Here is a 13051-nt window from a genome sequence, read left to right on the forward strand (position 1 = left end):
CTCGAAGTCGGCGGTCCGGATCTCACCCCGGACCTTCAGCGGCAGGTCTCTAGCGGTCGAAGACGAGCTCGACGAGCTTGCCCGCGCCGAAGTCGACGCCCGAGACGAGCGCGGTCATGAAGATGAGGAACAGGAACACGACGATGGTGTAGGTGACCATCTGGTTGCGCGTGGGCCAGATGACCTTGCGCAGCTCCTCGACGACCTGCTTGAGGTACTTGACGGGATTCGCGCGGGCGGTCCGCGTGTCCTCCGGCTTGTCCGCGTCCGTGCGGACCCGGCCCGCGACGGCCGTGTCGGCACGACCGGCCTTACCCGTGGGAACGGCGGCGGCCTCGGAGTCGCGAGCGCCGCGGGTATCGACGTCGTCGTCGCGATCCTGGCTCACGCGGCTACCTCCGGGTCGTCTGGCTTGCGGGGAAGTGCAGGGGCGACAGGACTTGAACCTGCAACCTGCGGTTTTGGAGACCGCTGCTCTGCCAGTTGAGCTACGCCCCTTCGGCCGGTTTCCCGACCACCCGTACCGTCCCGCGTAGCGGACCGCACGATCGCCTCGACTCTACAGTGTCGGCGACTGCCCGGGGGCAGCGCGGGTCGCGACCACGTTCGGTCGGGCATCTCAGTGTACGACAGCCGCCCCGGCGCCCCGAAATCGGCTCCCCCGGCCCTCTCAGTCCCCGAGCGCGACCGTGACGATCGCCTTGCCGAACACCTTGGCCCCGCCGCTGGTGACGACCAGCGCGACGTCGGCGCTCGAGCCGTCCTCTGCGACCTTCTTCACCGTCCCCGCCACCGCCAGGAGCGCCGGGGCGTCGGCCGGCACCACCACGGGGGCGGCGAACCGGAACGAGGTGGCCAGGACGCGATCGGCGCCCCCGGCCCACTCGGCGACGACCCCGATCGCCAGGGCCGAGGTCAGCATCCCGTGCGCCACCACACCGGGCAGGCCGAGCGCCTGCGCTGCCGCGTCGTCCAGGTGGATGGGGTTGTGGTCCCCCGACGCCTCGGCGTAGCGACGCAGGTCCTCCCGCCGGACCGGCAGTGTCCGCGGGGGCAGGGCGTCGCCGGCGGCGGGACTCGTCGTCGTCGCCCCCGTCGTGCCCTCCGGCGCGGGCGTCTCCTCCGGCGCGGTCGTCTCCTCCGGCCTGGTCACGCCTCCACCTCCGCGGTGAGCAACGCACTGGTCAGGGTCTGGACGGGCTCGCCGTCGGCGTCGCGGAGCACCGTGTCGAAACCGATCATGCGCCCGCCGCGCGCCGACCGCACGCCGGTGACCGTCGCGGTGGCGGTGAGGACGTCGCCCACGCGGATCGGCCGGTGGTGCTCGCTCGACTGGGCGGTGTGGAGGGTCCGCGCGAGGTCGATGCGCAGCGCGGGGTGCTCCATCACCGCGCGTTGGACCGGGGCGGTCAGGGCGGCGGCCAGCGTCGCGGGGACCTGACCGGCGGGCGCGCCGACGGCCTCGGCGAACCGTGTCACGACCGCGTCGGTCACGGTCACGGGATCGGCGACGACGACGAGGTCATCGGCGGTGTCTGTGCTCACAGCCCCCGACGCTACCTGAGGGCGCGTGCGGCGGGATCGCCCTCGCGGCGGCGCCCCGGCTCCTACGGTGAGGGCGGTCCAGCAGGAGGTGCGACGTGAGCCATGACTGGACACGCCCCCGGACTTCCGGCTGAGCCACGGCGTGTTCGGCGGCAGGGACGGAACCACGCCCGCGACCGCTGTACCCCGATCGACGTCCGGTGCGAGAGAGTCGCTCCCCGGGCCGGAACGACGAAGGCCGCCCGCGGCGATGCGGACGGCCTTCGATGGAAGTCGTACCGGTGGGGGGACTCGATCCCCCGACCTCACGATTATGAGTCGTGCGCTCTAACCAGCTGAGCTACACCGGCATGCCCTGCCAGTCGGGCGATCGAGCCGCCCCGCACAGTGCGAGCCCCCTGTCGGAATCGAACCGACGACCTTTTCCTTACCATGGAAACGCTCTGCCGACTGAGCTAAGGGGGCGGGCTACGCTCTGCGGCTGATCTCCCAACCGCTCGGCGCTGAAGCCTTTAGCAGATTACACACACCGCCGAACGCCGCACAAATCCGCCGGTGAGGGGTCTGTCTCCGGCAGGATGGGCGGGTGCGCATCTCCGTGGTCATCCCCGTGCTCGACGACGCCCGCGAGCTCGCGGGGTGTCTGGCCGCGCTCGCCGCACAGACTCGGGCCCCCGACGAGGTCGTGGTGGTGGACAACGGCTGCTCGGACGACAGCGTCGCGGTGGCGCGGTCCGCAGGCGCCCGCGTGGTCGTTGAGCCCGTGCGCGGGATCCCCGCCGCGGCCGCGTCCGGGTATGACGCCGCCACGGGTGACGTCATCGCCCGCCTCGACGCCGACTCCCGACCGGGCTCCGACTGGCTGGCACGGATCGAGTCCGCGTTCGCCGCCGACTCCGAACTCGTCGCGGTCTCGGGGCCGGGCGAGTTCATCGGCTTGACCGGCTGGCGGGCCCGGGCGGCGAAGCTGCTCTACATGGACGCGTTCTTCGTGTCCGTCGGATCCGCGATGGCCCACCCGGTGTTGTTCGGCTCGAACCTGGCGATGCGCCGCAACGCGTGGGAGCGGGTCCGCGACGGGGTCGACCGCACCGACCCGGAGCTGCACGACGACATCGACCTGTCGTTCCAGTTCGGCGCTCGCGACCGGTTGTGGGTGGACCGCTCGCTCGCCGTCGGCATCTCGGCGCGACCGTTCGACGACCCCGCGGCGATGCGCCGTCGCTTCTCGCGGGCGTTCCGGACGATCTTCCGTAACTGGCGCACGAGCCCGCCGTCGCAGCGGTGGCTGGAGCGCGTCCGGCGCTGACCCGGCCGAGCGCCTGCAGCCCCGCGTAGCGGCGGGCCTCCTACAGCCGCGGGCCCCTCGTCTGGGCTCAGGCCCAGACGATGACGGACCAGAGGATCAGCTGCGTCACGCAGAACCCCGCGAGCATGTTGAGCACGAGGAAGCGCTTCCAGCCCTCGTTGGTCGCCTCGGCCGTGGCGTCGGTGACCCGCACGTAGGCGGCCACGGTCGCGAGGTACGGCAGGATCGCGAACGCCGCCCCGGAGGCCGGCCACGGCGCCGCGAGGAGTAGCACCAGCACGGCGGCCGCGTAGCAGGCCAGCGCGAACCACACAGCGGCCCGCGCGCCGAGCACGGTGGCGACCGACTTCAGGCCCGCCTCGCGGTCGAAGCGCACGTCCTGCACAGCCCCGAACGCCTGCGAGGCCGCGCCCCACAGCATGAACGCGATGAGGCACGCCCACACGCCGCCGCTGAGATCGGCCCCGGCGATGGTCCAGCCGACGATCGCCGGGGAGACGAAGTGGAACGCCGACGTCACCGAATCGAGGAACGGGATCTCCTTGAACCGCAGCCCCTTGGCGCTGTAGGCGATCACCGCGAACGCGCTCGCCGCCAGCCACAGCGACGACTCCAGCGTCCCGACCACCGCGAGATAGACCAGGAACGGCACCGTCGTCACCGCGGACGCCACGAGAGTGGGCGTGTGCAGGGAGCGGTCGAGCACCGCGCCCTCGACGCCGCCCTTACGCGGGTTCCGCAGGTCGGACTCGTAGTCGAAGACGTCGTTGATCCCGTACATCGCGAGGTTGTACGGCACCAGGAAGAATACCGTCCCGATCACGCCCAGCAGGTCGAACCCGCCCGTGGCCAGGAAGTACGCCAGCGCGAACGGGGCGGCGGTGTTCACCCACGACACCGGGCGGGACGACCAGAAGAGGGTGGTGAGCAGTCCGGGCGGCGCGGGCCGGTCGGGGCTGCGGACCTCGTCGTCGTCGCCACCCCGCCCCAGCGCGTCACCGACCGGCGCGTCACCCACCGCGGCGTCGCCCGCCACAGCGCCACCCACCGGCCCGTCGCCACGCCCCGACACGGTCGGGTTGGGGCTCGCGGCGGCCTCGCTCACGGCCACCGCGCGCGGCCGGGCGGTGAGCGTGAACCACACCGACGGCACGAACACGGACGCGGCGATCGCGTAGGAGAAGTCCTCGATCGGCGCCACGCCGAGGCGGATGCCGCTGGTGAGGGCGTCGTCGTAGGCCACGAGCCCGGCGGCGATCATGATGTTGTCGAAGATCGCCGTGAGGACGAGCAGCACCACGAGCGAGCCGCCGACCCCGATGAGCCAGCGCCGCCGGTCGTCGCCGCGAAGACACCACAGGGCGATGAGCGCGGCCGCCACCACGGGAATGGCCATGGTGACGTTGATGGTCGAGTAGATGCTCACGGCCACTCCTCCGCCCGCCGCGCCGAGACGTGCTCGACGACCGTGACCACACCCGTCGCACACACGAGCGCGAGGTGGGACAGGAACGCGAGGAACACGACCTCCTCGAGCGGGATCTCCGGCGCCACGAGCAACCCGGTCATGAAGTCGGTCTGCCCGCGAAAGAACACGCCGCTGCGCACGCCGAGCACGTCCCACGTCAGCAGCAGCGCCACCGACGCGGTCACGGCGAGCGCGGTGGCCGCCGGCGCGCGGAACGCCGCGAGCTTCCAGCGATGGTCGATGACGAGGATGCCCGCGAACGAGATCGCCTGGACCGCCAGGTACGCCAGCCCGATCACCGGTCGAACACCGTGCCCCCGCCCGACGCCGCGCCCCCGCTGGCGGCGGCCCGATCGAACACCGTGCCCCCGCCGGGCTCGGCGACCGGCGCCGTGCTCGTGTCCCCGCGGACGTGCTTGAGCACCAGCTCGGCGCTGATGAGGCACATCGGCAGGCCGATGCCGGGGATCGTCGAGGCACCCGCGTAGTACAGGCCGTCGACGTGCTTGCTCACGTTGCGGGTGCGGAAGAACGCGCTCTGCGCGAGCGTGTGTGCCGGGCCCAGGGCGGTGCCGCGCCACGCGCCGAGGTCGGCCTCGAGGTCGGCGGGCGCGATGGTGCGCCGCACGACGACCCGCTCGGCGAGGTCGTCGGCGCCCGTCCACTCGGCGATCTGGGCGATCGCGCGGTCGGCGGCGGCCTCGATCACCACATTCCCGGCACCGTCCACGCCGCCGCGCCCGAGGGACGGATCGGCGGGGATGGGCACCAGGACGAAGAGGTTCTCGTGCCCCTCCGGCGCGATCCCGGCTGCCGGGTCGATGTCGGTGGCGCTGGGTCGACAGACGTAGAGCGACGCCGGGTCGGGGATGTGCGGGTCGTCGCCGAATATCGCGTCGAACCCCTCCTCCCAGCGGTCGGTGAACAGCAGCGTGTGGTGCGCGAGCTGCGGCAGCTCGCCGCGCACGCCGAGCAGGATGAGCAGCGCGCCCGGCCCGGGGGTCTTGGCGTCCCAGTATTTCTGTGGGTACGTGCGGAGGTCCTCCGGGAGCCACCGGGTCTCGAGGTGGTGGAGGTCGGCGGCGCCGACGACGAGGCCGGCCGGCAGCGTCCGCTCCGCCCCTGCCCGGTCGCGCACCCTCAGGCCCTGCACACGGGGGCGGGCCCGGCCGGACACGCGCCCGGCGGCGCCCTCGGATGTGGTGACCAGTTCGATCGCCTCGGTGCCCGTGTAGATGCGCACCCCCTGCTCCTCGGCCACCCTGCGCACGGCGGCGATCACCTCGGTGAACCCGCCCCGCGGGTAGAGGACGCCGTCGGTGAGGTCGAGGTGGCTCATGAGGTGGTAGATCGACGGCGCCAGGTACGGCGAGGAGCCGAGGAACACGGCCGGGTAGCCGAGGATCTGCTGGATGCGCCGGTCGGAGAAGCGCCGCGACACGAACGAGTGCAGCGGCTGCACGAGCCGCGCCACCAGGCTGCCGGCCCGGGCCACGACGTCCGGCCGCACGAGCGCCGGGTACGAGGTGAAGTTGGTGTAGAGGAACCGCTTGAGCGCCAGGTCGTACGTCGTGCGCGCCGAGTCGAGGTACGTACCCAGCACCCGCCCGGCGCCGGCCTCGAGCGACTCGAACAGGGCCGTGGACGCCGCGCGGTCCGAGCGGACATCGACCGGGTCGCGCCGGTTCTCGAAGTACACGCGGTACCCGGGGTCCAGGCGGACCAGGTCGAGTTGCTCATCCGCGGAGGTGCCACAGAGACGGAAGAAGTGGTCGAATACCTCGGGCATCAGGTACCACGAGGGGCCGGTGTCGAAGCGGAACCCGACCGCCGACCAGCTGCCCGCGCGGCCGCCGACCTGGTCAGTGGCCTCGACCAGGGTGACGTCGCGGCCCTCGCGGGCGAGCAGCGCTGCGGTCGCCAGGCCCGCGATCCCGCCGCCCACCACCACGACGGGCCCGTCCGGGGCGTGCCGGGGGTTCATCGCGCCACCGCCCGGCCGCGGCCCGCGGCGGCCCGGCCGATCACGGCGAGTTTGACCGGGTCGGGCACCCGCACCCGGCCCGCGCTCACCCCGGCCGCACCGGCCGCGCGGAGGCGGGCGTTGAGCTCGGCGAAAAGGTCGTGCGCTGCCGCCACCGCCAGGCGGTCACGGCCCGGGATGCGGTCGATCGCCGCCCGCGCGACGCGCAGGTCCGCGTCCACGTGGTCGGCCAGCTCGCGGACGTCCCCCTCCGTCAGCGCCCGCGGGTCCCGACCCGGCAGGTAGTTGCGACCGAGTTCCAGCGAGTCCTCCCGGACGTCCCGGAGGAAGTTCACCTTCTGGAACGCCGCACCGAGTGCGCGCGCTCCCGCCGCCATCTCGTCGTCGTCACCCAGTCCCCCTCCGGCGAACGTACGCAGGCACATCTCCCCGATCACCTCCGCCGACCCGTGGATGTACCGGCGCAGGGACTCCTCGGTGTGCTCGGTGACCTCCAGGTCGGCCTCCATCGAGTCGTAGAACGGGTCCACCAGGCGCGCGTCGATCCCGAACCGACGCGCGGTGTCGGCGAACGCGTGCGTCACCGGATCCGGGTCCAGGCCCCGGTCGATCGCGCGGTGCGTGCGGCGCCGCGCCTCCGCGATGAGCTCCCGCGCGGCGACCGGGTCGTCCATCGCGCCGTCGACCACCTCGTCACCCACGCGCGCCCACGCGTAGATCGCCGCGACGTGCGGGCGGGTCGCGGGCGCGAGCAGGCGGCACGCCAGCGCGAACGACGTCGAATACCGGCGCAGGATCACCTCGCTGCAGCGGCGTGCCGCCGCGGTGAACTCCGCGTGCGGGCTCTGCTGGGTCATCGGTTCCTCTCCAGGGCGGTGGCCAGGTGCGATTCGAGCGCCTCGCGGACGACCGGCGGTACGGCCGGCGAGTCCAGGGCGGCGCGGGCCGCGGTGACGAGGTCCTCCGCGATCCCCAGGGCGTACTCCCGCGCGCCGCATTCGCGCAGCAGCTCGCGCGCTGTGTCGGGGTCGGGGTCGGACCGGTTCAGCGCGGCGTCGATCCGCGGCCACGCCCCGGTCGCGCGGGCGTGGGCGAGCAGCACGGTGGGCGCGCGGCGGACGAGGTCGCCGGAGTTCGACTTGCCCGTCACGGCCGGGTCGCCGAACACACCCAGCACGTCGTCCACCACCTGATACGCGGTGCCGAGGTGGCGGCCGGTCTCCCGCAGCGGGTCGACGATCTCCTCGGGCGCTCCGGCCAGGACCGCGCCCAGTACGAAAGGCAGGCACACCGAGTAGGCGGAGGTCTTGGCCGCGCCGATCGCCAGCGCCCGCTCGCACCCGGCGGGAACGTCCTCCGAGGCGCCGTGGACGTCCGCGAACTCGCCGGCCACCGACGCGACGACCGCCCGGTGCACCTCGTCCACCACACGGTGCAGCGTCGCCGCGGGCACGGGCAGGCGCGCGAACTCGGCCATCGCCGCCACGAGCAACAGGTCCCCGCCCAGCAGCCCGCCGATCATCCCCACGTGTCCTGCACACTCGGCGGGCAGTCCGCGATCGGCGGCCCGCGTGGCGGTGCGCCCCTGCAGGTTGGGGTGGCCGCGACGGTGGTCGTCCCCGTCGGCGAGGTCGTCGTGGACGAGGAACGCCTCGTGCAGCAGCTCGAGGGCCTGGCCCGCGGCGGCGCGCACGGTCTCGTCCCGCCCACCGGCGGTCGTGTAGACGGCGTCGAACAGCGCGGACCGCATGCCCTTCCCGGAACGGGTGGTCCGGCCCAGGTCACCCAGCCAGTCGTCCACCCCCCGCCCCAGTCCGGGCGGCAGCGCGCGGGCGGTGATCCGATGGGCGGCGGTCATCGAAACGGGTGTCATATCGGGTTGTTCGGAGCCGGGGCCGTCGTGGATATGTCTCACCTCGATTCTGGTCGACGAGATGCGGCGTGACAGGTCGTGCGGGACGTGACACCGGAGCCGCCCATGCCCACACTTTCACGAATGTGCGCGCGACGTGCCCCGAAATGCACGAAGACCCCCGCTTGTGGCAGGGGTCTCGCGTGCCAGATGATGGATTCGAACCAACGTAGGCATAAGCCGACGGATTTACAATCCGCTCCCTTTGGCCGCTCGGGCAATCTGGCGTGCACCCTCAAGGGCGCTACGACACGATACAACGCACACGCCCCCGGGTGCCAAATCGGGGTGGTCAGGGGTGGTCCGACGGGGCGGGTAGCCTGGCCTGGTCGGTTCACCACCCCCTACGTCAGGAGTGCGCCCATGGCCTCGGAGTCCTCGTTCGACATCGTCTCGGAGTTCGACCGCCAGGAGGTCGACAACGCCCTCAACCAGGCCGCCAAGGAGCTGGGCACCCGCTACGACTTCCGCGGCACCGACGCCGCCATCGAGTGGAAGGGCGAGGACGCCGTCGAGATCACCGCGAACTCCGAGGACCGGGTCCTGGCCGCCAAGGACGTGTTCATCGAGAAGCTGGTGCGCCGCGGGCTGAGCATGAAGGCCCTCGAGGTCGGCGAGCCGATGGCGTCGGGCAAGGGCTACCGCCTGGTCGGGTCGCTCAAGCAGGGCATCGACAAGGAGAACGCCAAGAAGATCACCAAGCTCCTGCGCGACGAGGGCCCGAAGGGCGTCAAGGCGCAGATCCAGGGCGAGGAGATCCGCGTGTCGTCCAAGAAGCGCGACGACCTGCAGGAGTGCATCGCGCTGCTCAAGGGCGCCGACTTCGACGTGGCGTTGCAGTTCACCAACTACCGCTGATCGGCCGGGCCGTGGGCTCCCCGGGTGCGGTTGGCCGTCGGCTCCGCGCCGCCGCGATGGTCGCCGTGGTGGGCCTGTCCCTGCTCGCGGGGTGCGCGTCCGGTGGCGACGACGACGAGGGCGGCGACCTGACCGTGTTCGCCGCCGCCTCGTTGAGCGGGGCGTTCACGGAGATCGCCGAACAGGTCGAGAGGTCCGAGCCCGGTGTGTCGATCCGGCTGAGCTTCGGTGGGTCGAACGGCCTGGTCGACCAGGTCGCCGGCGGCGCGCCCGCGGACGTGTTGGCTGCCGCGGACGTGGCGACCATGGATCGGGCCGTCGACGCCGGGCTGGTCGCCGGCGAACCCGTTCCGTTCGCCACCAACGTGCTCACGCTCATCACCCCGCCGGGTAATCCTGCGGGGATCACCGGGCTCGACGCGTCCCTGGACGGCGCCCGGTTGGTCGTCTGCGCGGACGGCGTGCCGTGCGGGTCCGCGACTCGCGAGCTCGCCGAGGCGGCCGGGGTCGAGTTGCGCCCGGTGAGTGAGGAGTCCGCGGTCACCGACGTGCGCGGCAAGGTCGCCTCCGGGGAGGCCGACGCGGGGATCGTCTACGTTACCGACGCGCTCGCGGTCGCCGGCCGGGTCGAGCGGGTCCCGATCACCGGGGCTCCTACCGTGCCCAACGTCTACCCGATCGCCGTCCTCGACCGCGCTGCGGACTCCGGGCCCGCCCGCCGGTTCCTCGACGCCGTCACCGGTCCCGCCGGGCGTGCGGTGCTGGCCGAGCACGGGTTCGGGCCGCCGTGACCCGGCCGCCGCTTCCCCGGTGGCTGCTCATCGCCGCCGCTGTGGCCGTGCTGTTGGCAGCCCTGCCGCTGGCCGGGATGGCGGTGCGCGTGCCGTGGACCCGGGTCCCCGAGTTGCTGACCTCCGAGGCCGCCCGCGATGCCGCGTGGCTCAGCCTTCGCACGTGCGCGGTCTCCACCGTGCTGTGCGTCCTGCTGGGGACCCCGCTGGCCGTGCTGCTGTCCCGCAGTCGTGGGCCGCTGGCGGCCGTGGCCCGCACCCTCACGGCGCTGCCGATGGTTCTCCCCCCGGTCGTGGCGGGCCTGGCGCTACTCATCACGTTCGGCCGCACCGGCGTGGTGGGTCGCCACCTGTCCGTGCTGGGGGTCGAGGTCGGGTTCACGACCGCGGCCGTGGTGATCGCGCAGACCTTCGTCGCGATGCCGTTCCTCGTGGTGGCGCTGGAGGGCGCGCTGCGTTCGGTGGACGCGCGGCTCGAGCGGACGGCGGCCTCGCTGGGCGCCTCCCCGTCCCGCGTCCTGGCGACCGTGACGTTGCCGCTCGTCCTACCCGCCCTGGCCGCCGGCGCGACGATGTCGTTCGCCCGTGCGCTCGGCGAGTTCGGCGCGACGCTGACCTTCGCCGGCTCCCTGCAGGGCACCACCCGGACCCTGCCGTTGGAGATCTACCTCAGTCGCGAGACCGACACCGAGACCGCCCTCGCGCTGGCCGTCCTGCTCATAGCGGTGGCGGCCGTGCTCATGGCGGCCTCGGCGCTCGTCGCCCGCCGGGCGGTGGTCGGACGTGGCTGACCACTCCCCCGGTGCCCGGCCCTCCCCCGCCGCCGCCGAGCTCGACTGCCGGGTCACCGCCCGCGGTATCGACCTCCGACTCACCGTCCCCGCCGGCCGTCGCCTGGCGATCGTCGGCCCCAACGGCGCGGGCAAGTCCACGGCGCTGTCCCTGCTCGCCGGGCACCTACGCCCCGACTCGGGCGAGGTCCGCCTCGACGGCCGCGTCGTCAGCTCGCCCCGCACCCACGTGCCGGCGCACCGCCGCCGGGTCGTCGCGCTCGAGCAGCGGCCCGGTCTGCTGCCGCACATCACGGCCCTGGAGAACGTGGCGTACGGCCCCCGCGCCCGCGGTGTGCGCAGGCGCGACGCTCTCGCCCGCGCCCGCACCGAGCTCGACGCCGTGGGCTGCGCAGACCTCGCCGGCCGCCGCCCGCACGAACTGTCCGGAGGGCAGGCCCAGCGTGTGGCGCTCGCCCGCGCGCTGGCCGTGGACCCGGAACTCGTGCTGCTGGACGAGCCGCTGGCCGCGCTGGACGTGGAGGTCGCTCCGGCGATCCGTCGTCTGCTCGCCGATCGGATCACCGGCCGGGCCGTGGTCCTGGTGACCCACGATCCGATGGACCTGTGGGCGCTGGCGGACGATGTCGTCGTCGTCCACTCCGGCCGCGCCACCCAGTCCGGCACGGTCGAGGGGGTACTTGCGCGCCCGGCGTCGGACTTCGCCGCGCGACTGGCCGGCGTCTCGCTGGTGGAGGGGATCGTCGACGACGACGAGGTGCGCACCCCCGGAGGCGATGCCGTGGCGGGGATCCGCGCGGACGCCGCGGCGGGCTGGCGGGGCGGGGTGCGGGCGGTGGCGACGGTCGATCCGCGGGCGGTGGCAGTGCACGCCGCTCCCGCCGACACCGCGTCCGCTTCGGCCCCGGGCCCGGCCGGCACTGTCGCTCCCGCCGCTCCCCCCAGCCCGGCCGGCCCTGCGTCCGCGCACTCGCCGGTCTCGAGCCCGCGGAACGCCTGGCCCGCCCGCGTCGTGTCGTTGGCTCCGGCCGGTGCGCAGACACGCGTGACCGCGGAACTCCGGGACGGCCAGCGAATCGACGCCGAGATCACGACGCGTTCGGCCGCCGAACTCGCGCTCGCACCGGGCGTGCCCGTCACGCTGATCGTCAAGGCCACCCAGGTGGTCCTCTACCCGCGCGGCTGACCCGGCCGGACCTGTCGCCGCACCCCGCGCTCGGCCCCTCCCGCCCATCCCAGACGACTGCCGCACTCACGCGGCCCCTCCTACACAGCCGCCCCTCGCACGCGAGAAGCCACGCCCACGCGGCCGCTCAGCCGACGCGGTCGACCGTGAAGCGCACGAGCCGGCGCAGCGCCTCGTTGGCGGGCCCGGCCGGCAGCGCGTCGAGCTCGGCCATGGCGTCGTCGACGTACTTCTCGAGTGTCGCCCGCGCGCGCCGCATACCGTCCGAGACCCGGAGCAACTCCAACGCCTCCACGACCTCGGAATCGTCGGTGAGCGGCTGGGCCAGCAGGTCGCGCAGTCGCGGGCTGTCGGGCGAGCCGGCCTCCATCGCGTAGATCATCGGCAGAGTGTGCACGCCCTCGCGCAGGTCGGTGCCGGGGGTCTTGCCGGACTCGGCGGACGGGGAGGCGATGTCGATGATGTCGTCGGCGATCTGGAACGCGATCCCCACCGCGTCACCGAACCTGCGCAGCCGCACGATCTGCTCGCCCGTCGCACCGGAGTACTCGCCTCCGAACTGGGCGGCGGCGGCGATGAGCGACCCGGTCTTCTCCCAGATCACCCGCAGGTAGTGCTGGGCGGCGTCCTCGTCGCGGCCACCGATGCCGGGACCGACGGTCTCGCGCATCTGCCCGGTGACGAGTTCGGCGAAGGTCTGGGCGATGAGCTGGACGGCGGCCGGACCGAGGTCGGCCAGCAGCATGGAGGAGTGGGCGAAGAGGAAGTCGCCGGCGAGGATCGCGGTGGAGTTGTCCCACCTGCTGTTGGCGGACTCGACGCCGCGGCGCATGCTGGCCTCGTCCATGACGTCGTCGTGGTACAGGGTGGCGAGGTGGATCATCTCGCAGACGACGGCGGCCTTGACCAGGCGCTCGTGGTCGGGCTCGGGCCCGATCTCGCCGGCGAGGAGGGTCACGATCGGCCGGAAACGTTTGCCGCCGGCGGTGACGAGGTGGAGTGCGACCTCGGAGAGGAAGTCCTCGCCGCTCTCGAGTCGACTGACCAGCAGTTTCTCGACCTCGTCGAGTCGCCCTCGAAGGGCTGCGGCGAGGTCTGCGTCACCGATGTCCACGCCGGCCACCACGTGGTCCGTCGCCGTGTCCGCGGTGCCGGTCGTCACTGATTCGCTCGACATCCCCACTCGTCCTCGTCGCCTGGTGCGGGT

At 73.0% G+C, this 13051-nt stretch carries 14 protein-coding genes and 4 tRNA genes; 5 read left to right on the forward strand and 13 right to left on the reverse strand.

The genetic code is table 11. The features are described 5' to 3' along the window. Positions 1 to 49: 49 nt before the first annotated feature. The 6 genes from secE to DPA01S_RS01490 all read right to left on the reverse strand — a co-directional run bounded on the left by secE (position 50) and on the right by DPA01S_RS01490 (position 2010). On the reverse strand, positions 50 to 388 hold the full coding sequence (gene secE, locus DPA01S_RS01465; protein ID WP_061228431.1) for a preprotein translocase subunit SecE: 339 nt from the start codon (positions 386 to 388) through the stop codon (positions 50 to 52). 37 nt (positions 389 to 425) lie between these two features. Next, a tRNA-Trp gene (locus DPA01S_RS01470) sits at positions 426 to 498 on the reverse strand. 172 nt (positions 499 to 670) lie between these two features. After that, positions 671 to 1153 carry a MaoC/PaaZ C-terminal domain-containing protein gene (locus DPA01S_RS01475; RefSeq protein ID WP_082767669.1) on the reverse strand — a complete coding sequence of 161 codons (483 nt, stop codon included), beginning with the start codon at positions 1151 to 1153 and terminating at the stop codon, positions 671 to 673. After that, complete coding sequence (gene hadA, locus DPA01S_RS01480; protein WP_061913630.1) at positions 1150 to 1545, reverse strand: (3R)-hydroxyacyl-ACP dehydratase subunit HadA; 396 nt, start codon at positions 1543 to 1545, stop codon at positions 1150 to 1152. Before hadA ends, DPA01S_RS01475 begins: the two co-directional genes overlap by 4 nt. A 276-nt stretch (positions 1546 to 1821) precedes the next feature. Next, positions 1822 to 1895 (reverse strand) — tRNA-Met (locus tag DPA01S_RS01485). Between the two features lie 42 nt (positions 1896 to 1937). Beyond that, positions 1938 to 2010 (reverse strand) — tRNA-Thr (locus DPA01S_RS01490). A gap of 121 nt (positions 2011 to 2131) precedes the next feature. Here DPA01S_RS01490 and DPA01S_RS01495 point away from each other — a divergent pair. Next, the gene (locus tag DPA01S_RS01495; RefSeq protein ID WP_061228433.1) at positions 2132 to 2854 is read left to right on the forward strand and encodes a glycosyltransferase family 2 protein; all 723 of its coding nucleotides are present in this window, start codon (positions 2132 to 2134) and stop codon (positions 2852 to 2854) included. Positions 2855 to 2921: 67 nt separating this feature from the next. On the opposite strand, the gene lbtBC is transcribed toward DPA01S_RS01495, so the two are convergent. From lbtBC to DPA01S_RS01525, 6 genes are all read right to left on the reverse strand, one after another. Then, a complete protein-coding gene (lbtBC, locus tag DPA01S_RS17515) occupies positions 2922 to 4250 on the reverse strand; it encodes a C(50) beta-cyclic carotenoids biosynthesis protein LbtBC (RefSeq protein WP_198150703.1) in 1329 nt (442 codons plus the stop codon). Between the two features lie 26 nt (positions 4251 to 4276). After that, positions 4277 to 4621, reverse strand: a complete 345-nt coding sequence (locus DPA01S_RS01505; protein ID WP_061228434.1) for a lycopene cyclase domain-containing protein — start codon at positions 4619 to 4621, stop codon at positions 4277 to 4279. After that, the gene (gene crtI, locus DPA01S_RS01510) at positions 4618 to 6306 is read right to left on the reverse strand and encodes a phytoene desaturase family protein (RefSeq protein ID WP_061913632.1); all 1689 of its coding nucleotides are present in this window, start codon (positions 6304 to 6306) and stop codon (positions 4618 to 4620) included. The genes DPA01S_RS01505 and crtI overlap by 4 nt, the downstream gene beginning before the upstream one ends. Next, on the reverse strand, positions 6303 to 7163 hold the full coding sequence (locus tag DPA01S_RS01515; protein ID WP_061228436.1) for a phytoene/squalene synthase family protein: 861 nt from the start codon (positions 7161 to 7163) through the stop codon (positions 6303 to 6305). Before DPA01S_RS01515 ends, crtI begins: the two co-directional genes overlap by 4 nt. Further along, positions 7160 to 8164 carry a polyprenyl synthetase family protein gene (locus DPA01S_RS01520; RefSeq protein WP_232302952.1) on the reverse strand — a complete coding sequence of 335 codons (1005 nt, stop codon included), beginning with the start codon at positions 8162 to 8164 and terminating at the stop codon, positions 7160 to 7162. The genes DPA01S_RS01515 and DPA01S_RS01520 overlap by 4 nt, the downstream gene beginning before the upstream one ends. A gap of 198 nt (positions 8165 to 8362) precedes the next feature. After that, positions 8363 to 8445: transfer RNA gene (locus DPA01S_RS01525), tRNA-Tyr, on the reverse strand. 136 nt (positions 8446 to 8581) lie between these two features. Here DPA01S_RS01525 and DPA01S_RS01530 point away from each other — a divergent pair. From DPA01S_RS01530 to DPA01S_RS01545, 4 genes are read left to right on the forward strand one after another with little or no spacing between them, the layout of a single operon-like run. Beyond that, positions 8582 to 9076 (forward strand): YajQ family cyclic di-GMP-binding protein, encoded by a 495-nt coding sequence (locus DPA01S_RS01530; RefSeq protein ID WP_007630882.1) that lies wholly within the window; start codon positions 8582 to 8584, stop codon positions 9074 to 9076. 11 nt (positions 9077 to 9087) lie between these two features. Next, positions 9088 to 9867 carry a molybdate ABC transporter substrate-binding protein gene (gene modA / locus DPA01S_RS01535; protein WP_153038726.1) on the forward strand — a complete coding sequence of 260 codons (780 nt, stop codon included), beginning with the start codon at positions 9088 to 9090 and terminating at the stop codon, positions 9865 to 9867. After that, entirely contained in the window at positions 9864 to 10658 is a 795-nt protein-coding gene (locus tag DPA01S_RS01540) for an ABC transporter permease (protein ID WP_061228438.1), read from the forward strand. The genes modA and DPA01S_RS01540 overlap by 4 nt, the downstream gene beginning before the upstream one ends. Then, entirely contained in the window at positions 10651 to 11844 is a 1194-nt protein-coding gene (locus tag DPA01S_RS01545) for a sulfate/molybdate ABC transporter ATP-binding protein (protein ID WP_061913636.1), read from the forward strand. The genes DPA01S_RS01540 and DPA01S_RS01545 overlap by 8 nt, the downstream gene beginning before the upstream one ends. Positions 11845 to 11971: 127 nt before the next feature. On the opposite strand, the gene DPA01S_RS01550 is transcribed toward DPA01S_RS01545, so the two are convergent. Next, positions 11972 to 13021 carry a polyprenyl synthetase family protein gene (locus DPA01S_RS01550; RefSeq protein ID WP_061913639.1) on the reverse strand — a complete coding sequence of 350 codons (1050 nt, stop codon included), beginning with the start codon at positions 13019 to 13021 and terminating at the stop codon, positions 11972 to 11974. Positions 13022 to 13051 lie beyond the last annotated feature (30 nt).

The sequence above is a fragment of the Dietzia papillomatosis NBRC 105045 genome (assembly GCF_001570845.1).
Classification (GTDB): Bacteria; Actinomycetota; Actinomycetes; order Mycobacteriales; family Mycobacteriaceae; genus Dietzia; species Dietzia cinnamea.

Coding starts and splice junctions, on each gene's coding strand:
- lbtBC (WP_198150703.1), bottom strand. CDS start 4,250: ATGGCCATTCCCGTGGTGGCGGCCGCGCTCATCGCCCTGTGGTGTCTT.
- crtI (WP_061913632.1), bottom strand. CDS start 6,306: ATGAACCCCCGGCACGCCCCGGACGGGCCCGTCGTGGTGGTGGGCGGC.
- DPA01S_RS01515 (WP_061228436.1), bottom strand. CDS start 7,163: ATGACCCAGCAGAGCCCGCACGCGGAGTTCACCGCGGCGGCACGCCGC.
- DPA01S_RS01520 (WP_232302952.1), bottom strand. CDS start 8,164: ATGACCGCCGCCCATCGGATCACCGCCCGCGCGCTGCCGCCCGGACTG.
- DPA01S_RS01530 (WP_007630882.1), top strand. CDS start 8,582: ATGGCCTCGGAGTCCTCGTTCGACATCGTCTCGGAGTTCGACCGCCAG.
- DPA01S_RS01550 (WP_061913639.1), bottom strand. CDS start 13,021: ATGTCGAGCGAATCAGTGACGACCGGCACCGCGGACACGGCGACGGAC.